This window comes from uncultured Draconibacterium sp., assembly GCF_913063105.1.
GTDB lineage: Bacteria > Bacteroidota > Bacteroidia > Bacteroidales > Prolixibacteraceae > Draconibacterium.
On record NZ_CAJXYQ010000027.1, the window covers coordinates 18,370 to 38,738 of the forward strand.

19 protein-coding genes are annotated in these 20,369 nt (G+C 37.3%); 2 read left to right on the forward strand and 17 right to left on the reverse strand.

The genetic code is table 11. The features are described 5' to 3' along the window. Nucleotides 1–209 precede the first annotated feature (209 nt). Together QZ574_RS18315 and QZ574_RS18320 are read left to right on the forward strand one after the other, a co-directional pair. A complete protein-coding gene (locus QZ574_RS18315) occupies nucleotides 210–2,300 on the forward strand; it encodes a BACON domain-containing carbohydrate-binding protein (RefSeq protein ID WP_297092240.1) in 2,091 nt (696 codons plus the stop codon). 399 nt (nucleotides 2,301–2,699) lie between these two features. After that, on the forward strand, nucleotides 2,700–3,386 hold the full coding sequence (locus tag QZ574_RS18320) for a hypothetical protein (RefSeq protein WP_297092243.1): 687 nt from the start codon (nucleotides 2,700–2,702) through the stop codon (nucleotides 3,384–3,386). A 253-nt stretch (nucleotides 3,387–3,639) separates the two neighbouring features. On the opposite strand, the gene QZ574_RS18325 is transcribed toward QZ574_RS18320, so the two are convergent. The 17 genes from QZ574_RS18325 to cysQ all read right to left on the reverse strand — a co-directional run bounded on the left by QZ574_RS18325 (nucleotide 3,640) and on the right by cysQ (nucleotide 20,149). Continuing rightward, nucleotides 3,640–4,488 (reverse strand): polysaccharide deacetylase family protein, encoded by an 849-nt coding sequence (locus QZ574_RS18325; RefSeq protein ID WP_297092244.1) that lies wholly within the window; start codon nucleotides 4,486–4,488, stop codon nucleotides 3,640–3,642. Next, nucleotides 4,485–5,060, reverse strand: a complete 576-nt coding sequence (locus QZ574_RS18330; RefSeq protein ID WP_297092247.1) for an acyltransferase — start codon at nucleotides 5,058–5,060, stop codon at nucleotides 4,485–4,487. Before QZ574_RS18330 ends, QZ574_RS18325 begins: the two co-directional genes overlap by 4 nt. A gap of 3 nt (nucleotides 5,061–5,063) precedes the next feature. Then, the gene (locus QZ574_RS18335) at nucleotides 5,064–5,816 is read right to left on the reverse strand and encodes a glycosyltransferase family 2 protein (protein WP_297092249.1); all 753 of its coding nucleotides are present in this window, start codon (nucleotides 5,814–5,816) and stop codon (nucleotides 5,064–5,066) included. Nucleotides 5,817–5,864: 48 nt separating this feature from the next. Continuing rightward, nucleotides 5,865–6,917, reverse strand: a complete 1,053-nt coding sequence (locus tag QZ574_RS18340; RefSeq protein WP_297092250.1) for a glycosyltransferase family 1 protein — start codon at nucleotides 6,915–6,917, stop codon at nucleotides 5,865–5,867. Nucleotides 6,918–6,935: 18 nt separating this feature from the next. Next, nucleotides 6,936–8,159: an O-antigen ligase family protein gene (locus tag QZ574_RS18345; RefSeq protein ID WP_297092252.1), complete on the reverse strand. Its 1,224-nt coding sequence runs from the start codon at nucleotides 8,157–8,159 to the stop codon at nucleotides 6,936–6,938. A gap of 18 nt (nucleotides 8,160–8,177) precedes the next feature. Then, nucleotides 8,178–9,350: a hypothetical protein gene (locus QZ574_RS18350; RefSeq protein WP_297092254.1), complete on the reverse strand. Its 1,173-nt coding sequence runs from the start codon at nucleotides 9,348–9,350 to the stop codon at nucleotides 8,178–8,180. 48 nt (nucleotides 9,351–9,398) lie between these two features. After that, the gene (locus tag QZ574_RS18355) at nucleotides 9,399–10,097 is read right to left on the reverse strand and encodes a hypothetical protein (RefSeq protein ID WP_297092256.1); all 699 of its coding nucleotides are present in this window, start codon (nucleotides 10,095–10,097) and stop codon (nucleotides 9,399–9,401) included. 63 nt (nucleotides 10,098–10,160) lie between these two features. Beyond that, a complete protein-coding gene (locus QZ574_RS18360; protein WP_297092257.1) occupies nucleotides 10,161–11,156 on the reverse strand; it encodes a hypothetical protein in 996 nt (331 codons plus the stop codon). A 61-nt stretch (nucleotides 11,157–11,217) separates the two neighbouring features. Then, nucleotides 11,218–12,156 (reverse strand): sulfotransferase, encoded by a 939-nt coding sequence (locus QZ574_RS18365; RefSeq protein WP_297092259.1) that lies wholly within the window; start codon nucleotides 12,154–12,156, stop codon nucleotides 11,218–11,220. Nucleotides 12,157–12,194: 38 nt separating this feature from the next. Then, on the reverse strand, nucleotides 12,195–13,580 hold the full coding sequence (locus tag QZ574_RS18370; RefSeq protein ID WP_297092262.1) for a flippase: 1,386 nt from the start codon (nucleotides 13,578–13,580) through the stop codon (nucleotides 12,195–12,197). A 645-nt stretch (nucleotides 13,581–14,225) separates the two neighbouring features. Then, nucleotides 14,226–14,981: a hypothetical protein gene (locus QZ574_RS18375; protein ID WP_297092264.1), complete on the reverse strand. Its 756-nt coding sequence runs from the start codon at nucleotides 14,979–14,981 to the stop codon at nucleotides 14,226–14,228. Nucleotides 14,982–15,719: 738 nt separating this feature from the next. Further along, a complete protein-coding gene (locus QZ574_RS18380) occupies nucleotides 15,720–15,929 on the reverse strand; it encodes a hypothetical protein (protein WP_297092266.1) in 210 nt (69 codons plus the stop codon). Nucleotides 15,930–16,079: 150 nt separating this feature from the next. After that, complete coding sequence (locus tag QZ574_RS18385) at nucleotides 16,080–16,394, reverse strand: DUF2061 domain-containing protein (protein ID WP_297092268.1); 315 nt, start codon at nucleotides 16,392–16,394, stop codon at nucleotides 16,080–16,082. 200 nt (nucleotides 16,395–16,594) lie between these two features. Then, a complete protein-coding gene (cysC, locus tag QZ574_RS18390; protein ID WP_297092270.1) occupies nucleotides 16,595–17,209 on the reverse strand; it encodes an adenylyl-sulfate kinase in 615 nt (204 codons plus the stop codon). A gap of 884 nt (nucleotides 17,210–18,093) precedes the next feature. Next, complete coding sequence (locus tag QZ574_RS18395) at nucleotides 18,094–18,576, reverse strand: hypothetical protein (RefSeq protein WP_297092272.1); 483 nt, start codon at nucleotides 18,574–18,576, stop codon at nucleotides 18,094–18,096. A 26-nt stretch (nucleotides 18,577–18,602) separates the two neighbouring features. Then, nucleotides 18,603–18,905: a nucleotidyltransferase domain-containing protein gene (locus QZ574_RS18400; protein ID WP_297092274.1), complete on the reverse strand. Its 303-nt coding sequence runs from the start codon at nucleotides 18,903–18,905 to the stop codon at nucleotides 18,603–18,605. Nucleotides 18,906–19,339: 434 nt separating this feature from the next. Beyond that, nucleotides 19,340–20,149 (reverse strand): 3'(2'),5'-bisphosphate nucleotidase CysQ, encoded by an 810-nt coding sequence (gene cysQ, locus QZ574_RS18405; RefSeq protein WP_297092277.1) that lies wholly within the window; start codon nucleotides 20,147–20,149, stop codon nucleotides 19,340–19,342. Between the last annotated feature and the right edge of the window lie 220 nt (nucleotides 20,150–20,369).

Below are 20,369 nucleotides of genomic sequence, written 5' to 3' on the forward strand. Positions count from 1 at the left end.
CAGCAGAAGGTTAATGAGGGAGAGTAAAAAGGGACCTAAGGGTAGGAAAAAATAAATGACCAAAATGTTAAAAAAGAAAGATATAAAAGATAACTGACTCACCCTGATTGCGACTGCGTCACAATCGTCCCTCTCTATGCATAGAGAGGGAGTGAGGGAGAGTGAGTGAGAGTACAAAAGAACAATAGAAAAACAAAAATTATAAATTCATGAAAAAACTTTATTTACTACTAATTGCGTTATCGCTTGTTACCGGAGTAGCCGCGCAAAGCCATTTTCAACCGGCTTTTGATGGCAATGGCTACGACCATATGAACATTTACCTGGTGGAAGCCACCATTGAAGGCAGTGCGATGCAGGCCGGCGATGAAATTGCCGTTTTTGACGGCGATATTTGTGCCGGGGTGTTTGTCCTCTCCGAAGCCTTAATCGACAGCACCATTGGTTTTATTAATGCCTCCAAAGCCGACCAGGATACCTCCGGGGCCTACCTTAGCAACGGCTATACCCCCGGAAACGAACTTCGTTTTAAACTCTGGGATGCCAGCGAAGGCACTGAATACGACAATGTGGATATTACCTTTATTGACCCCGATAGCGGCCAGGAAACCCCTCCCGTACCCTTTACTGTGGGGGCTTCGGTGTTTGTGGGGCTGAATGCGTTTACTCCATGTGAATTAAGCATTTCTGATACCATATATTTTGCAGGATGGCAAGAAGAATTTTCATGGGTAAATATTATTACGACTTCAGATTGGTCGGTAATTTCATCACCCAACTGGGCTTATTTAAATCCAGCCAGTCATAGTACCGGACTGAATGTGCCCATTTTTGTGGAAACGAACCCGGGAGACAGCCGGATTGGTGAAATTGTAATTGAAGGCTGTGATGGAATAACAAAAAGTATTACTGTAAACCAACAAGGTGCACCCTGCCACCTTAATGTTTCGGATAGCTTGTTTGCTGTCGACTCCACAGGCGACACCCGTTACCTGGTGATTGATACCTATAAACCCTGGAGCATTAGCAGTACTCCCGAATGGATAAGCTTTAGCCATACCTCAGGAATTGGACACGATACCGTAAATGTAAGCATCGACCCCAACGCCGGAACGGATAGAAACGGAAGTTTTGAAGTAGTTGGTTGTGATGGATTAACGGCAAGTGTTGAGGTGGTACAGGATGGGCCGGTACCATGTCTTGTAAGTTTATCAAAAACGTTATGGAATCAGCCTTCAGAGGAACATTCACGAGATGTAAGGGTATATTGTAATTCGACCTGGGAGTTAACTGCATATCCGGACTGGATTACCCCGGAACGTATGACAGGAGCCGATACCTCGTTATTGGGATTAGCATTGTCATCCAACATAGGAGTTCCGCGAAGTGGCGAAGTTGTATTTGAAACATGTGATGGAGTAACAGCAACGTTGGTGGTAAACCAGGATGGGCTTGAGCCGTGCCTTGTTTCATTTGCAGAAAGTTTAATAGACACTTCCTTTCCAGCAGTAATAATAGAAGTAGGTTTAATATGTAATTCTGATTGGCAAATTGTAGAATATCCTGAATGGTTATCAGTTAATCAATTAGCAGGCACAGGAGATACAACACTTCTGGTAGAGTTAACGGAGAATAGTTCCATAAGCCGAAGTGGAGATTTAGTAGTCATAACCTGTGAAGATGTACAAGCCTCATTAACAATTAATCAACGAGGTTCAGAACCATGTCTTGTAAGTTTATCAAAAACGTTATGGAATCAGCCTTCAGAGGAACATTCACGAGATGTAAGGGTATATTGTAATTCGACCTGGGAGTTAACTGCATATCCGGACTGGATTACCCCGGAACGTATGACAGGAGCCGATACCTCGTTATTGGGATTAGCATTGTCATCCAACATAGGAGTTCCGCGAAGTGGCGAAGTTGTATTTGAAACATGTGATGGAGTAACAGCAACGTTGGTGGTAAACCAGGATGGGCCATTAAAAAGTGCCCAAATAACACCAAATATTTCTGTAAAAAAAGAATGGGAAATAAGTAAAATCTATCCCAATCCATTTTCAGAAGAGCTAAGAATTGAAATCAATAAAGAGAAAGGAGAAAACATACTATTTGTTATTTATGACATGCAAGGGCGTATAATTCAACGAAAGTCTAATGTATTGACTGAAGGTTTAAACACTTTTGATTGGGATGCCACCGATGCAAATGGCAATAAGATCCAACCGGGATTATACATTTTGCAGTTACAATCCAATTTACGACGGGAAACCTTTAAAGTGGTCTACCAGGGCGAGTAATAATACTACATAGGAATACTACAACATATCAACCGTCTTAGCTTTGTTAAGACGGTTTTTTTATGTTGTAAGAATTATAAAACTGAGAAATTGTAAAATTGCCAAATTGTTGAACGGCTAAACTGACTAATGTAGTGATGAGTCGGTAATGCCGGATTTTATCCTTCTTACTATTAGTTGCTTGCAGGGCTCCATGATAAATTATTTGTAAACATTCTATATAGTAATGTTAAGCAAACATAAATTTGGTATAATAAACCAATGTTTCTTAACTTGAAGGGAATATTACTGATGTAAACCGCCGGCTGGTCATCTATCCATCCATTAATTTTTCAGAATTCCGGAAAGGCAGAAGAAGCCGGCGGAGCATCGGCAATATACCACTTAATTATTTATCTCATGAGTTATCTTGATGATTTTAACAACTGGAAAGATGAAATTGAGAACTTTCCAAAGGAAGAGGTAAAACTTCCGAACAAACCCATTGACGAATATGTAGCCAGTGTAAATACTCTGGCCATCGACGCCAATGAAGACCGCGCAGCACTGGAAGGAGCCGGCATGGAGGTCGGACTGATTGATGACCTGAAAACACTAAGTGCCGCACTGAGTTACCTGCAGGCCGATTGGATGAGTATTTTTCGTGCCCGGGAAGGGGCAGTTATTGATTGGCGAGAAGAGGCACCGGGAGCCTTTACTTTTCGCGACGAATTATTACATCATTTTTCTTTTGCTTATCGCAATCGGGATGATGTAAAGAAAAAAGTAGCACGTATACGGGAAGGAGATAGCCAGGCGGATATGGTACAGGATTTACTGGAACTGGCTGTTGTAGGAGAGAAGTATCCGGAACCGCTGCAGGCTATAAATTTCGACTTAAGCCAATTAACAGAGGCACGGGGGCTCTCGCACCGGCTTTCGGAATTGCTGGCGGCTGCAAACGGTGCTGCCGACGATGGCAACCAGGCCAAAACATTACGCGACAAAGCCTACAGTTTACTCTTTCAAAAAGAAAGTATAGTCCGTGAATACGGACGTTATGTGTTTTGGAAAGACGATGACAAACGCGGAAGGTACTACCGGTAAACTGGTAAAACCCTTGATTTTATTAGCCCCCCGGCAAGGTAGACCCTTCCCGGGGGGCTTTTTTCAGGCCAACTGGCAAGGTAAGCCGCCCATCGGCAGTTTTTTTATTCCCCCCGGCACAGGGAAACCGTCCCCCGGCAAGGTTTTGGAATCCCCCGGCAATGGAAGCCCTCCCCCGGCAGTTTTTTGTGTCAATCGGTCGGGTAATCCGAGTTTTAAGTAATATTTACTCGGTTTTTTATAGGAAAAATAATTAAAGTTCTACCATGGGGACAGTTTCCCAGTTAATTTCGGCAGCAGCAGAGGTAATATCAAGAAAATGGAAATCCTTTAACCAATTCTGGAGTTTTTTTTCGGCGTTTTGTAAGCCTACGTAAGATTTAAATTTGCGAAACAGGGGTAACTCCTTTATAATTGGCTGATTTGGGTCAAAATCCCGGGGATGAAGATAGCTCATAACGTAGTCTGATTCTTTTGTCCATTTTTTCAATAAAGAATATGGCGTTAAACGGAAATAACCACCTCCTGAAAAAATTAATTGTTTATTAAAAAGTGTGGTATAGTTGATGGGAAGCTCCTTTATCGTAAGTCCATTATATTTTAGCAAGGAAGGAACCGGAGATCTGTAAGCAGGTAAACCACCATGTGCTCGTGCAGCTGGAAAAATTGAGCAATCAATTTCAATACCCAAATCGATAAGAATTTCAAAGGTCCAAAGATTATCTTGTCGTATTGAAAAGCCGGGAGCCCGAAAATATCTTATCTTTTCACCGGTAAGATCTTCAAGCGTTTTAATGGAGTACTCTACGTCGGTTTTAAATTCTAAAGGAGATTGTTCGTATGCTAATTGATGAAGGCTTGTATGCGAACCAATTTCATATCCGCTATTGGAAATCTCCTTTATTATTTCCGGATATTTTTCAGCAATCCAACCTAAGCAAAAGAATGTGGCTTTTTGATTGTTTTTCTCTAAAATATGAAAAATCCGTTCCATATTTTTATGGATCCGGATTTCATAATTGCCCCATTCATTGACAGTTTTGGTGGAATCATTATCTAAGATATGAAACCATTCTTCTATGTCAAAAGTAAGAATCTTCATAGACGTTTTGGAATTTGTTTAATAACTTTTGCCGGACGACCTGAGGCAATTGTCCAGGCCGGAATATCTTTAGTTACCAATGAGCCTGCACCAATTATCGCCCCCTCTCCAATGGTTACACCTGGCATTACTATTGTTTCCATCCCTATAAGGCAGCCTTTCTTTAAATGAATCTTTTTTCTATGGTAGGGGAGTTTGGAATAATCATCATCAACATAATAGTTGCTTAAATCTCTTTGGTGGCATAACAATAAACAACGGTTGGCTATATGTACATGGTCTTCAATTTCTATTAAGCCGGCATTGTTAAAGTCCATCCAGACTTCGTAACCAATAAAAGTATCTTCTCCTACCTGAGCGCCAATCCAGCGCCAGATAATCGGACGGATTTTTCGGTAATTCAATGGTGAAAGAATAACAGAGTACATACAATATTTTAGCAAAAGTGCATTTTTAATTCCCTTTAACGCTCTATATATTGCTTTAAAAAAGGAAATATCACCGTATTCTTCTTCCGAAAAGTTTAACCCAATAAATTTTAAGAATCGATAGGTTATGCTTGTTTTGGCCATGCTCTACATTTTTGCTAGAATGAATTGTTTTATTTTTCGCGATAGTTTCAACGGAATGGTGTAGAAAGGTATTTTTAAGTTGTTATCTCTCCAGGCAGCTACACATTCTTTATTGTGTGATATTATACTCTTAATACCACTTGAACTAATACCCCCTAAGCTAAATTTTACAATAAACTCATCAAGTAAGTTGATATTAATTTTATGGATATGCACGAACCGAAGAAATAGTTCATAATCCGCAGCAATTTTATAGTGAAGGCTATAAAGTCCATATTGCTCGAACAGTTCTCTTTTTGCATAAAAGCTTTGGTGCGATGGAAACCACCCAATTTTTAAAAGATTATCTCGAAAGTGGGGGCTTTTATTAATCCTTACAACATTCTCTCCATCATCGGAATAGATTTTACTATGCCCATATATGGCATCAATATCATTTGATTCGAAATGGTCTGCAATTTTCTCGATAGTCAAATCTTCATATAAGCAATCTCCGGAGTGTATCAAGCCAACAATGTCTCCACTGGCTAACTTTAGTCCCTTGTTTATGGCATCATATATTCCCTTATCAGGTTCGCTAATCCATTTAGAAATATGGTCGTCGTATTTTTCTATTATTTCTACTGTTTTATCATTTGATGCTCCATCAATAATGATATACTCAATATTTTTATAGGTCTGATTAATAACACTCTGAATTGTTGGTTCAAGAGTTGCTTGACTGTTAAAACAAATTGTAATAATTGATATTTTCAAGTTTTTTTGTATTGAAAGTTTCACTGTGACTTAAAGGTGTTTATCATCTTAATTATTTTCCCATAATTCTCTATATACCTTTATATATTCAGAAGCCATTTTATTCCAAGAAAATCTAGCGGCATTTTGAAGTCCTAATTCGATATGTTGGTTTCTAGTCTCATGATCCTCTAGTCGTTGAAAAGCTTTTCCTATTTCTTTAGTGTTTACATTGTTAAGTAATATTCCCGAATCTGAAAGAACTTCAGGCAAGGATGATTTGTTTGCAGCGATTACGGGGCAACCTGCACTTTGTGCTTCAATCACAGGAATTCCAAAACCCTCATACAATGAAGGGTATACTAGACAAAATGCCTTATTGTACAGGGTGTTTAATTCTTCATTGCTAATTAATTCTTTATGCGAGTAACGTTCTTCACCTAATGACTTTAATAATTCAAGTTCATGTTCTTCTAGTTGTCCTCCTCCCACAATAATTAGCTTTTTAGAAGTTTCTGTTTTTAAAGCTTCAACCACAACTTTAAAATTTTTGTAATCATTACGTTTTCCTACAAATAGAACAAACTCTTCAGTTTGGAGTCTATTTTCAAGCCTGTAAAACTCTTCAGATTTTCCATTATTAACAACGTATACTTTTGAAGAACTAATTTTAGGAAGATAATGCAATAAATCCTTTTTAGTATTCTGAGAAACACAGATTATGGCATCGGCATCAAATAAACTATTTTTCATTAAGTACCACTTTATGGTTTTTACAAAATAGTTCTGGTTAAATGTTTTGTCGATAAAGTCATGGAGTGTTACAACATTTAGTGCATTCGGATTATTACATGTTCTGTATATCGATGAATGGAAAATAAACTTATTACTGCACCTAAATTTAGCTTTAGTTATTTTATTGATTTTGGGGTTGATACTAAAACGGTGTTCAATTTTAGACTGCGGGAGTATCAAATGTTTTCGGAAAATGTTTTGGTTGCTCCATTCAATATATTTCAGAATGTATTTCTTGTCGATGTTAGTTAACAAGCCTGCCCAAACCGCGGAAACACCACCCGCTTTCTGAAGAGAGAAGGCTAAGTTGTCATATACAATTTTCATAGACTATATTAATTCTTATTATGCAGCTAACTTACTTTTTCCAGATTCATAATCCAATAAGAAAAATAGAAGCCAAAAAACAAATACTATTATTCCATCCCGAAGAATAACTTCTAGGTTGGCAAGAGTTATAAATGTGATTAAGAAAACATACTTTGGATAAGTTTCTATCCTTTTATTCTTTAGGACTGTTAAGAAAAGAAATGCCATTAACATTAATACTAAAAGTAATCCAAAAGCTCCTATCTCAACAATAAATGATAAATAAAAATTATGGGGAGAACTAGCTTTTGTTTTTATCGGTTCTAATTCTGATAGTTTTGCTCTTTGTAATGGGATAAGGTTATTTCCAGCACCTAGAAGAATAGAATTGTTTTTATAGATGTCAAATGTATGACTCCACCTATCATCCCGTCCGGAAGTTACATCTTCGGCTTGAAAACGATAGGTTAAAATGTCAAGTACATAGTAGTTCTTATTAAGGTAGGTTATGAATGCAATTAGAAAAAAAACTAATAAGATTGATTTGGGAGAGCATAAGGAATTAACCAAATATCTTCTATTATCTATGAATATTACAATAAGGAAACTTAAAATTGGACCTCTTGAAAGCGTTAACAAAATTGCAATTGCTGTTAGTAGTTTTATTCCATTTTTGATTAGTTCGTGGCTGTTATATAAATAAACTAATATTCCACTTAAAATTAAAAGGAAATAACCAGACCCGATTGATGAACCAATAGTTGATCCAATTCTATATATTCCTCCTTGATCTCTAAGTCTATGGGCAGTTTCAATATTAATAATACCAAGTGGGACTAATACTTGCTGAATGCAAATATAGGTAAAGTAGAATAGTAAAATGATTTTTAGTACTCTAATGTGTTCTGTCTTTATTGTAAAAGAGCAGAATAATAAACCATAAAAAAAGAAGTCGAGTGAAATTAGGAAATGTGAAAACCAATTATTGTTTTGATTTCCTAATCCAGATAAGAAAGAAAGAAAAACACCTATTGTAAGTAGGATTATAATAATTTTCCGAGTTTTGTCGAAACTTCCCTTAAGGATATTGAAAAAGATAATTGGAAAATAAATTACTTCAGTATAAAATAAATTATAATCTAGAATCTTAAAAGATAACATAGATTCAATACCCCAGGGAAAAGTCCATTGTAAAATAGGAGTTAATAGAATTAAAAAAATTAGAATACTGTTTAAGAGGATGGAGTTACGAACTTTCATATAAACTGTTACTCATTTTTATATTGATTCAATAGCTTCAATAAAGCTATTACATACATAAGACCAATCTTTTTGTTTTAAGTCAAAGGGATAATTGATTCTTTTCTTCTGTAGCGCATTTTCAATCTCAGAAATAAATGTGTCTGAATCAAAGGTAACAGGTATGTTAAGGTCTTTTAATTCTTCAGTATCGTGATATGAAACTATCGGTTTTTGAGCAGCAATGGCCTGATAATATTTAGCTGTTATTCCCCATGGATATCTTTCATACCAATATCGAGGATTTGGTACCATTATAACATCCGCATTTGTAATCCATTGAGGAACCGATGACCGTTCAATACCTTTAATGTGAATTATGTTATCTTGTTTTTTATATGATTCTTGAAAAGTGCGAGGTATTTCCAGTGGACAAACAATGATAAAATTTATAACTTTTGATTTTTTTGATGCAGCTAGGAGCATTTCCCAATCTATGGGTCTTGCTCCTACATACAAAACAGTATTGGGAATGTTTAATTGTTTGGGTTTTGGGTATTTATGTTTGAATTGTTTTATATCAACTCCATTTGAAATTATTTTATAGTTAACCAAAGCTTCAAAGTTGGTAAACTCCTTTTTATAAAGCTCGAGCCCATCTTTGTTTACCAGTAATACCAAATCGGCATTCTTGAGTAATTCAAGTTCTTGTTTTCGAAAACGTTTACCATAATCAAAAGCAATTAAAGGATCAGAGGGTCTGTAGATTATTTTAGAATTTGGAAATAATTTTTTAATTGAATTGTATAGTAATACCGAAGCAGTTGATTCGAATACAAAATATTCCGCATTTGAAAAATGCTGAGTTGCATATCTTCCTAAACCAGGAATGGTTATACGTTCAAAGAAGTTGAGAATACTTGCTGGGAAATACTTGAAATATCTTGGAGGAATTGGTAACCCTAATGATAAAACAGTTCCATTAAATAATGAATGGTCATTTATTTCATAAAAAACTCCACGTAATAATTTTACAATCTTTTTGTAGTTGAACGTATCAGTTTTTCTGAATAAGGTCCAGAACTGCCGAGGGAACGAAAAGAATACAGTATTATAGCCAACTTTTGCTGAATGTTCTGCAAATTTGTGAAACCCTCCCTGACGTTTGGCTTCCCAGTTGTGATAGGTAAGGAAAACAATTTTTTTGTTCATGCAAATTTGATTAGGCTGTAAGTGCTTTCATTATTTTATCAAGGAATATTAAGTCAGACTATTGTATAATTGTTCTGCTTTGTAATAAATAGGAATACTTTCTATTTCTTTTATAATCTCTTTTTTTAGCATTTCCTTCTTGTCTGAAGGTATACCATGCTTCTCTGTATTATCCTTTCCAAGATTTTTATTGTCTCTTTTTTTTATTTCTTGAAATGTTAGTTTTTTTATATTTCCATCCATAATTTGAGGGAAATCTAAACCATACTTGATATTAATTTTTTTGATTGCTCCCGGGTAATTATTAATTATCTCGGAAAATGTTATTATTAAAACTTTCTTTTTTACTTTGGATACGTAGCTGTAAAATGAGATATAATCTTTTATCAAGTTCTTAATATTACTATGATTTTGCATCAAAATAAAAGAAGCAATGGCATCTGAAGGTTTTCGAATAAGTATTACTATGGGGATGTTATATTTTAATCCAACTTTGATTTGGGCTACTGAATGATTGTGATGAGCTATTTTTATGATAGGTCTATTTTTTATACGAAAGGTGACCCTTAGGGCATTGACAAAGAATGAGTTTGCAGACCTGGGGAATCCTTCAGTAACAATATCAGTATCCTTTTGACATATTCGCTCATTATAGTTTCCGTTCAATTTAAGTAGGGTAAAATATATTTTTGGATTTGAGATTATGTGCCTTTTCAAACAAGATTTTACGTAAAAATATTTGGTCATGACTAAATGTGATATGTTATTGAAAAAAGATAGGTTGCTTATGCGGTAAGGTATAATTGTATTTTAGTTATCAGTTATAAACTTAAACTTTTTTCCAAAATTATCCCATGTATTGATTGATAGATATCTTCTAAGACTACAAAGATCAAAATTGGGATTTTTTAGCTTCAATTTTAAATCACCAAAAGAGTTAAAAGTCGTAACAATACCTTCGTCTTCTAAGTCTACAAATGCTCCTGTATTGGGACCAAAAATTGGTTTCATTGCAGCAAGGCTATAGGTTAAAGCACCAGAGGAAAGGATACTTTCTTTATTATATGTAAATAAAATGTATTTTGTTTTGGATAAAAATGCATTAATCTCAGAGTCATCGTGATATCTATTAATGAACTTAATACTATTTAACTTATCCACGTATTCATTGATTTTTCGGGCATATTTAACATCATTACATTTACCACAAATTGTGATCCTAAAACTAGACAATAAATCATCCGTTGAGCAATATTCTAAGAATTCAGCAATTTTCTTTCTCGGACTAACTTCTCCCCACATAAGAATGTCATACAATTCTTCTTTGGATTGTGGAATTATTTGATTAGGATAGATAGGGTGAGGAATGAAATATGCATTTTTATAATAGTTTTCTTTTGCATATCGTACTCCTTCTTTACAATGTGTAATTATAGTTCTCGTAAAAAATGCGGTAATATTTGTGGAAAGAGTGGAATATCTGCTCTTTTTAGAATGATGTGTTTTATTATGCAGAATCCAAATTATATGTTTATTTAATACTCTTCCGTACAACAATAAAAACAGGTATATTAGAAGTTGTAGCTTTCCGTACTTTTTGAAAACTATCGACTCAGGCCAGTTTATTATCCATATTTTAGCTTTTCTGTTTTTCAATAATCCTAGTATTCCTCTACCCTTTTTCTCAGAAATATTGTAACCAGCTATTTTAAGGGATTCTTTAAGTAAAACAATATATGGATTCTTATTTGCATTTTTTATCTCGGAGTTTTTATTAATATTCGGGTGGATATAAATATTTTGCATTTTCCAATAGGTCTTAATTCTGGTTTTATAAAAAGAAAGAATTAGAATATAAGAATAAAACTTAAAGCTCGGTGATGATTTTTACTATTTGCATTAAAATTCTTCTTATTAATTTAATGAAATCAATCATCCAATATTTGATTATTCTTGCTATATTTTTTATAAAATAGTTTTTATCCGTTTCATATTCAAGTAGCTTAATTTCATTTTTTAGAAGAAAATAAATTAGGGAGTTGATATTTTTGTTTTCACAAATTTGCCAACTATAAATCTTTGATTTTTCTATCTCACCAGTATTGTTTTTCCAAGGTTCAAGGGTCGTTATAAAATTTTTAGTATCTGAATTATTGAAAGAAGAAAGCATTTTTGTGGTGTATTTGATTTCAATAAACTCACATACCTTTTTTAATGTGAAATGAGGATTCTCTAACAAATCTTCGTATTTGATAGAAATAAAATTTTTAGGCTTGGCGCCTTTATAATGTTGCATCACCTTAATATTCGATGAATACATTTTTTTAAATTTTAAAGGAGATTTTGTTCCAAAATCCACTTTCAGGTGAGATTGAAAAACTGCTCTAGGATCTCGAGTGATATTTATAATTTTCGCATTAGGAAATATTTCTAGGATCTGTTCTATATGCCTGAAATGGCTTGGTGTTTTTTCTCCATATCTGTTAATTCCTTTTAATCTTGCAGGATAAGAAGCTAAGTATTCGAAGAACTCGGCATATCCTTTTATTTCTCTTGAATATTCGCTTATTTTTTCCCATTCTGAATTTGTATATGGGAAATAGGAAAGAAATCGATTACTTCTCAGATTCAGATATTTCTTAATTACTTCTGATTCAGGTGTGTTACGATATTTTTTCTGATTAATAAAACGGAAGAAATGTGTTTCAGTTCCAAAATAAATTTGTCCAGAAGCATTAATTAATTGAGTAAGTAATGTGGTGCCTGATCTTGACACACCGACTATGAAAGTTGGTTCTTGTCTCATATTTACTAATTAAAAGATCTATTCTAAAATTACAATACTTATTTATCCCATATGGTTGGTATGGTTAAAATTCCAGTTTTCAATTTTACGATTATTACTTTAGCAATGTTTTCGCCCAAAATGGTAATAGCAGTTGCGAAAGCGGCACCAATTGCACCAAAATATTTAATAAGCAAGTAATTAGATATTAAATTAACGCAAACAAAGGATAACGAAATATAACCTTGAATTTTCTCAAAGCCACACATAATAAGTATCAAACCTGTACAACCAGTAGAGATGTTGAAGAACTGTCCAATACTAAGGACTAATAGGATTATATATGCCTCAGTGAATTCATCACCCCATAAGCTTAAAAATATTTTCCCACTAAAAAGAAAGAGTAATAGAAATCCAAATGCAGTTAAGATTAATCCCCCAGTAACTCTTTGTACCATTTTTCTCATCTCAGTAATCTTTCTCTTAGCAAAGAGCGAAGCTAGTTTGGGTGCAATCGCCGCATTTGATACTTGCAGTATAAAGCTCGTCAATAATGCAATTCGTGCAGCAACGCTAAATAATCCAACTTCTTTTGAACTTTCAAGCCATCCCAGTAATATAATACTGGCATTTGATGCAATTACTGCTGTTGCAGATACCAGTAGAAGAGGGGTGCCAGTTTTTAGCATTGGCTGCAGATTCCATACCTTTGCGCCTTGAAAAGAAAAAAGTTTTCTCCAATAAAAAAAAATTGTAGTTGTAACAATGATTCGGCCAGTAGCATACAATATCGCAACTCTTACAACATCAATATCACTCTTTGAAATATGTAAAATAATTAGGCAAAAACCAAGCACCCACGTGCTTAAAGTTTCATTTACTAATGCACTTTGCCATATTTTTCGAAAACCTTTTAACCCTGCCGCAAAAATGCGAGAGTAAGTTTGTGGTACAATCATAACTAAGGCAATCATAAGAGGGGTTTTCAGTTCCGGCTCATGAAAAATATTTTCTACCAACCAGGGCGTTGCAAATAATCCCCCAAGTGAAACCGTAATTGCTAGTAGACCATTAAATACCGATGAGGTAAAAATGTTATCCGCGATTTTTTGCCAATTTTTGTTTTCGTAAGCTATGGCAATATGTTTAATTAAAACATTGTCGAAACCAAACATTGTAAAGACTAGTAGCAAACTAACAATTCGATTTGACAAGTTAATAATACCCAAACCATCAGCACCAAGGGTACGCCCCAAAAATATGCTAACCCCCAGGCCAATGGCCATGCCAGCCACTTTTACCACGGTAGAAGCAGAGGATTTTCTCACCACCTCCAGGGTATGGATATCAAGTTTACCCAGTGAAATAGAAACAAAGTTTTTAATGCAAAGCATTATTTCACGGGGTAAATTAAGGTATTTATTAAGGGTGGTTTTTATTTTCATAGTTTATCCTCACCTGAGGAGATAAGGCTGCTTTGGTTGTTTCTTTATAAATGATCTCGTTTGCATAGTTGTTAAGGCTGCCGCGTCGCTCATTCTTCACTCCTCGCAGACTCTTGCAATTAAATTTGTTTTATATACGGATTTTCTTTTTCCAAAACTTTATTTGGTGCAACGATTCCACGAGGGATCCCGAGATTCGGGAGACCGAAGTGGTCTCATGTTACATAGCAGGGCTTGCCAAAAAGATTATGTCTTTTCTCCCCCCGCTTGCGCCGATTTGTAATTGCTGTGTCATTCGAAAGAATGAATTTTTTTAGCGATTAACTGAAGTACACCTTGCAAATGTGCGCCAGCTGGGCTAGAAGCGGTCTCATGCCCAACGGGAGGACCTGCCTATACTATTGTGTCTTATTATGCACTTTTTCTTCTCCTGCCGTTGCGGCAGCACTTCCTGTTACCGGGGTACCCCATCCTGCCAGGGGGTGAGGCGTTCTGCCGGGGGGTGTTGGCTTTCCTGTCGCCGGGGCAGGGCTTCCTGCCGGTAGTTTTATCCTTCCTGCCCGGCAGGAAAGCTTGCCGGAGTGGCAGGAAGGGTAAAAGGGTAGCAGGACGGCTCCCGTAATGACAGGAGCCGCCTGCTATGGGCTATTCGTTTGTATCAGTGTTCATATTCGTATCGTCGGTACCGCTTTTTCGTTTTCTGCGTGTCCAGTACGAAAGGGTATACCCTTTGTAACGGGTTTTATCGTTCCAAAAAAGAAACTTTCCCGCCTCGCGGATTTCATCTGATAGTTCTTTTAAGTGGGTGTAGGCCTTATCGCGCAGTACCTTTGATTGGTTCTGTATGGCTTTATCGCCATTGGCCTCGGCCAGCAGTGTTGCCTTGTTGTCCGATTCGCTTTCGGCCGTATCGAGCAAACTCAAATCGAAGCCCATTGCTGTTAATGGTTCCGGGTTTTCTTTCCCCAATACACTCAGGTCGCTTAAATCCTGTATCAGGTCGTCGTTTCCTTCGCCTTCGGCAATGGCCCTTACCCGGCTCAATAGTGCAGGGTCTTTGCGGTAGGCATACCGTAAGGTGCGCAAAAGCTCATCCCTAAGCTCAAAGGCTGCCGGGGCTTCTTCTGTCCAGCGTTTCTGAGCTTCCTGTTGCGAGTTGTAGTCTTTGTTCCAAACACTCTGGGCATAACGTGCCGCCCCGGTTCGTACGGGCAGGTCGTCGAGCATTTCACGGGTAAGCCCCAGTGTTTTTAACTTCGAAAAGTCGTCGAGCGCCCAATGGTACAAATTCTCACTACTTTGCAGGTAGTTGTCCATGGGAAGGTTAGGAACTAAGGTTTCTTCGTCGGGAATTGCCATAATGGTTTCCTCTTTGGCTAAATAATCGTCTTGATTTGCCATAATTTGTTACTTTTAACTTGTTATTAATGATGTTTCCTAATGGAAACGTTATTTAACTCTACCGGTGGGTTGATTCAGAACTCACCGGTTTTTTTATTTTAGCTAAATTCTTTCTCAAAGAAGCCGATTGTTACGGGGTAAGAATTTCTTTATTTCCGAAGATCAGCGTTTGCTTTGAATTAACAAGAAAAAGTTACAAAACTATGGCATTTTAATTCTAATATGAAATTATGTTAGAGAACAGGATTGGCCTGTTTTTTTCAAAAAGTCTCTTATAAATTAATAGAAATAGCAGTTTCAAAAGTTATGGACTCACTCTGCTGGTGTGCGCTTCCATCGTGTTCCCCCCGCTCGCGCCGTTTTAGAATCGGTGTGTCATTCGAAAGAATGAATTTTTTTAGCGATTGACTGAAGCACACATAACAAATGTGCGCCAGCTGGCGTACGGTTCCGCGAGCCCCCAAAAGGCTTTATGGAAAGTATTTGTATATATCTGATCGATGATCGAAGGCGGCCAAAATGATTTTTTGTTTTTCTATACAGATTCCGATGCGATAATTACCCATTCTGATCCGTTAAAAAGATTTGTGTCCTTTAAGCTTTTTTAGATGGTGAATTTCCGAGAGCTCATTTGCCTTTACTATTTCCTGAATGACGGTATATAACTTTGATCTTATCTTTTTATCGTTGATTCTGTCAAGCTGTTTTCGAAATTTGTTTGTGATTTCGATCTGCATCTCAAGAATCTTTGAGTGATCGAATGAAATCTTGTTTTTCTTCTTCTGCTAACATGCCAGACTCCAGACCTTCTTCGATGGAATATGAAATTCCAAGCTCCTCTGCATCGGCATTTGATATTTTGTGTGCGGAAAAGTTCAACTTTTTAGCCAGTTCGAGAATCAATTTTGCACTGGAAGGCGAATCTCCTCTTAATATGATTGTTTCCATTTTCTTCATTTTTACAAATATACTACTTTTCTAATTTGCCTTTATTCCCCCGCTCGCGCCGATTTGTTATCGGTGTGCCATTCTGCACTATTTTTCAGTCTTTTGGTTAAGGTACGGATTACAAATCCGCACCAGCAGAGAATCATGAGTCTATTTTTGTGTTCCGGTACTTTCTACCGGAACTTTTGCTTCCTGTATTTTTGTTTCCTCTTTTTTCTTTTTCCCAAAACGAAAGATGGGTTTATAAATGTGCTTGCCATCTTGTAAAACGCCGTAGTTAGAGTGGTACCAGGCGCGTTCGTGCAGGTAGTAAAGGGCAATTTTTATCAATACGTCGGCAGCACCAATGGCCATACCAAAATCGAGATCGCCGGTAACCATCCAGCCAATAATAAAGGTGGTTAAGGAGGCGATAATTCGCCAGGTAATAGCTTTAGCCAGGTGTCTTCTTGGTAATACTGACATGGTAAAAAGTTCAGTTATTTAATAAATTTTATCCTTTGCTCAGGTGACGAGGCTGCCACGTCAGCTCATTCTTCGCCTCCTCGCAGACTCGTGCATTCAATGATGTTTTGAAATGCGAATATTCTTATTTCAATTCTTTATTCATGGTACGGTTCCGCGAGCCGCAGGCGTGGCGGTCTCATGCCCATCTGGGGGATAAACTACAGAATGTTGCTCGGATCAAATTTAATTTCCGGTATAATTTTCTTGAGCATTTCGCGTATGGTTTCATCCATATCGGGCCGGGTATTGTCTACCTCGATAAACGGATTATTGGGTATTTCAAAAGGCGAAGAAATTCCCGTAAAATTTTTGATTTCTCCGGCCCGTGCTTTTTTGTACAGTCCTTTGGGGTCGCGTTGTTCGCAAACCTCCAGCGGAGTATTTACAAACACTTCCAGAAAGTCGTCTTCGCCAATAATTTCACGGGCCAGTTCGCGCATTTCGTTCGTCGGACTAATAAAAGCACAAATAAGAATAATGCCACAATTCATAAACAGTTTGCTAACCTCTGCAATCCGCCGGATATTTTCGAGGCGGTCTTCTTCGGTAAATTTCAGGTTTTTGTTAATGCCGGAGCGTACGTTATCGCCATCCAAAATCTGGCAAAAGTAGTTCAGTTCAAAAAGACGTTTTTCGAGCTGGCTGGCCAGGGTCGTTTTGCCGGACCCGGAAAGCCCGGTAAACCAAATTACCTTGCCTTGTTGTTTAAGGTAGATTTCTTTGGCGTTTCTGTCTTTAATCTTGTCAAAGGTTGTGTAGATGTTGTTATTCATTTTACTAAATGTTTTTTGTCGGTCTTTTATCCTGTGAAATCAAGTGAAAAGGTTTTTATTTTCACCCGACAAGTAAGATTTGAGCAATATGGATTATTCATCAGTTGAATCTTCTGAAATCCACTTTGCAAGTCTTTTTCCCAAATACATCTTGCCGTAATGTGTTTTTTACCCTGTGGAATAATGCTTTGCATTAAAATCCCAGATTTTATTCCACAGGGTAAATACTTTTCTCGTTTTGTAGCATCTTGCTGATTTAAGCATCCTTCAAAATATATTAGTTTGAAAGGTCTTCTGTGTTTTGTCGAAGTAACTTCTCCCGCTCGCGCCGATTTGTAATCGGTGTGTCATGACTGCACTATTTTTCAGTCATTTGGCTAAGGTACGGATTGCAAATTCGCACCAACGGAGGCAGCCCGCCTCAACCGCCTACATGAAAATGCGTTAAGAAATTTGAAAAACGTAACGTTAAAAAAGAAAAGCTGTTTGACACTGACCGAGAGAAACGAGTGTCAGTGGAGTTCTTTTCTTTTAGTGGAGTTTATTAAATTTTAGCAATTTTCATGTCAGCGGCGGCATTTTTTTCCTCCTTTTTTTTTGCTGTAGAAAAAAAGGAGGTCGCAGCGAAGCGAGAATAAAACAACCAGCCTGCAACTGCATATGTATAGATATTAATTTAACTACTCTAAAATTTTGCTCCCTTCGCTGGCGCAGATTTGCAAGCTCCCGATTAAAATGCGGGACAGTTTGTGCCATTGTTGTCAGCCCCGCTCGCGCCGATTTGTAATCGGTGTGTCATTCTGCACTATTTTTCAGTCTTTTGGCTAAGGTACGGATTACCAATCCGCACCAACGGACGGGGGAATGCCTTTCGGTATACTTCTTTATAGTTTAAATCGTTTGTGAGTGTAGTTTTTGCTTTGTTTCCAAATGTCCGATAACAGCCCGGTGTGTTTATGTAAGAGGTTTAAGCCTTGTATTACTTCTTCGGTAACAAAGGGGTACTCGTGGGTAACAATGTTCCTGGTTTCGCGAAGTAACAACCAATCATCGGCACTGTTTATTATTTCTAATTCTTCGAGTTTGTTCAGCAGGTCGATAAAGGGAATTCCTTTTACATTTTCGCCAAGGTTAAGCAGTAAAGCAGGGAATAATCGACTGCCCATACTGTCTTGTAATTTTGAAAATCGAAAAATCAGTTGGTCGAAAAAACTTAACTCCTCGGGTTGTAGCTGTAAATAGGTCGCTTTACTCAGGGGAAAGTGCTTTTTCAATTTTTCTTCTGCAAAAAGCATCCTTTCACTATGAATGGTGCATAGTTGCAGGGCTTCTTGTAATTTGTCCTTATTATCGCCAGGTGCTGTCATTTTCTTTTTGAGCTATTGCGGTGGAATCAAATTTCAATTTTATGACGGGTAAGGGAGTGGTAAAAATTTTTCTTTTGGCGCGTATGCGCATTGTCGAAAACCACATCAATTTTTTGCTCGCCAATTTTTGCTTTTAGTTCAGCAAGGAAATGGATTTTTCTTTCAAGAGTTAATAGGCTTTCGTCTTTATTTTTTATGAATAAGTCGATGTCGCCACCTTTTTTACTGTCGTCGGTTCTGGAGCCAAATAATGAAACAGCGGTGTTTGGTCCAAAATATTTTTTGGCCAGGCTTTTAATGCTTGTTATTTGAAATTGGCTTAAACGCATATTCAAAAGTAGGAAAAAAACAATAAAGTTGGTTTTGTTTTTCCCCCGCTGGCGCCGATTTGTAATCGGTGTGTCATTCTGCACTATTTTTCAGTCTTTTGGCTAAGGTAGGGATTACAAATTGGCACCTACGGAGTAAATTGATAAACTGTTAAATTGTTAAACTGCTAAATTGCTTGTTTGTTTTTTATCCACGAATTACACGAATTATTGTATAGGTTCCGGATAGCACGAATCGTCCTCCTTTTTTAAAGGAGGTGGCGGTTGTTAAACCGACGGAGGATTAGGTGCTGATAGCTGCATTACCTCCGCTCGCGCCGATTTGTAATCGCTGTGTCATTGCACTATTTTTCAGTCTTTGGGCTAAGGTAGGGATTACAAATTCGCACCTACGGTGACAAGTTGTGCCATTGTTGATCGAATGCCCGACTCGCTTACTTTACAATAAAATACGGGTTTAAGAGGTTTTCCTTGTTGTATTGCAGTTCTCCGCTAAGGTCGGTTAACCACAGTTTTTTACCCGCGGCATTTGCAATGGCGTGGCCGGCGGCGGTGTCCCATTCCATGGTGGGGCCAAAACGCGGGTATTCGTTGGCTACACCTTCTGCTACCATACATATCTTTAGGGAACTTCCCTTTGATACAATTTCGATGTGCGAATGCGCTTTTTTTAATTGCTTAATATAGGCTTCGGTTTCTGCGCTCATATGCGAGCGGCTGCCTACAATCTTAAAGGTAGCTGTTGCAGACGGAGCGGGCAGCTTTTGGCCTTTATTTTTTAAGGTTTCCAAGCGGCATGCCTGATCAGCTTGCTCCATTTTCCAGGCACCTTCTTCTTCCGATCCAAAATAGAGTGTCCGGCTTACCGGAACGTAGATAATACCCATTACGGGTTTGCCTTTTGTAACAAGTGCAATGTTCACGGTAAACTCCCCGTTTTTTTTGATAAACTCTTTGGTCCCGTCCAGCGGGTCGATGAGCCAGAAGGTCTCCCAGCTTTTTCGTTCGGCATAGTCAATGGTTTTTCCCTCTTCGCTAAGAATGGGGATGCCGGTATTGATTAAAGCGGCTTCAATTACTTTATGACTGGCTTTGTCGGCAATGGTCAGTGGCGAGTTATCGGCCTTTTTTTCTACAGAGAAGTCGGAATTCGGATCGTTGTAGATTTTAATGATTTCTTCGCCGGCTTGTATGGCGGCTTTTAGTGCGGTGTTAATAATGGTCATGGTGTTTTTTGTAGTCATTGTTTTTAATGATGCTGGATGCTGGATTTTTCAGAAAGTCTCTTGAAAATTATAAGCAATAGCAGTTTTAAAATCCCCCGCTGACGCCGATTTGTAATCGGTGTGTCATTAGTCACTATTTTTCAGTCATTTGGCTAAGGTACGGATTACAAATTGGCACCTACGGAGTAAATTGATAAACTGTTAAATTGTTAAACTGCTAAATTGCTTGTTTGTTTTT

Coding starts and splice junctions, on each gene's coding strand:
- cysC (WP_297092270.1), bottom strand. CDS start 17,209: ATGAATAACAACATCTACACAACCTTTGACAAGATTAAAGACAGAAAC.
- cysQ (WP_297092277.1), bottom strand. CDS start 20,149: ATGACTACAAAAAACACCATGACCATTATTAACACCGCACTAAAAGCC.
- QZ574_RS18325 (WP_297092244.1), bottom strand. CDS start 4,488: ATGAAGATTCTTACTTTTGACATAGAAGAATGGTTTCATATCTTAGAT.
- QZ574_RS18330 (WP_297092247.1), bottom strand. CDS start 5,060: ATGGCCAAAACAAGCATAACCTATCGATTCTTAAAATTTATTGGGTTA.
- QZ574_RS18370 (WP_297092262.1), bottom strand. CDS start 13,580: ATGAAAATAAAAACCACCCTTAATAAATACCTTAATTTACCCCGTGAA.
- QZ574_RS18385 (WP_297092268.1), bottom strand. CDS start 16,394: ATGTCAGTATTACCAAGAAGACACCTGGCTAAAGCTATTACCTGGCGA.
- QZ574_RS18350 (WP_297092254.1), bottom strand. CDS start 9,350: ATGAACAAAAAAATTGTTTTCCTTACCTATCACAACTGGGAAGCCAAA.
- QZ574_RS18375 (WP_297092264.1), bottom strand. CDS start 14,981: ATGGCAAATCAAGACGATTATTTAGCCAAAGAGGAAACCATTATGGCA.
- QZ574_RS18365 (WP_297092259.1), bottom strand. CDS start 12,156: ATGAGACAAGAACCAACTTTCATAGTCGGTGTGTCAAGATCAGGCACC.
- QZ574_RS18320 (WP_297092243.1), top strand. CDS start 2,700: ATGAGTTATCTTGATGATTTTAACAACTGGAAAGATGAAATTGAGAAC.
- QZ574_RS18340 (WP_297092250.1), bottom strand. CDS start 6,917: ATGAAAATTGTATATGACAACTTAGCCTTCTCTCTTCAGAAAGCGGGT.
- QZ574_RS18395 (WP_297092272.1), bottom strand. CDS start 18,576: ATGACAGCACCTGGCGATAATAAGGACAAATTACAAGAAGCCCTGCAA.
- QZ574_RS18400 (WP_297092274.1), bottom strand. CDS start 18,905: ATGCGTTTAAGCCAATTTCAAATAACAAGCATTAAAAGCCTGGCCAAA.
- QZ574_RS18355 (WP_297092256.1), bottom strand. CDS start 10,097: ATGACCAAATATTTTTACGTAAAATCTTGTTTGAAAAGGCACATAATC.
- QZ574_RS18360 (WP_297092257.1), bottom strand. CDS start 11,156: ATGCAAAATATTTATATCCACCCGAATATTAATAAAAACTCCGAGATA.
- QZ574_RS18345 (WP_297092252.1), bottom strand. CDS start 8,159: ATGAAAGTTCGTAACTCCATCCTCTTAAACAGTATTCTAATTTTTTTA.
- QZ574_RS18315 (WP_297092240.1), top strand. CDS start 210: ATGAAAAAACTTTATTTACTACTAATTGCGTTATCGCTTGTTACCGGA.
- QZ574_RS18380 (WP_297092266.1), bottom strand. CDS start 15,929: ATGGAAACAATCATATTAAGAGGAGATTCGCCTTCCAGTGCAAAATTG.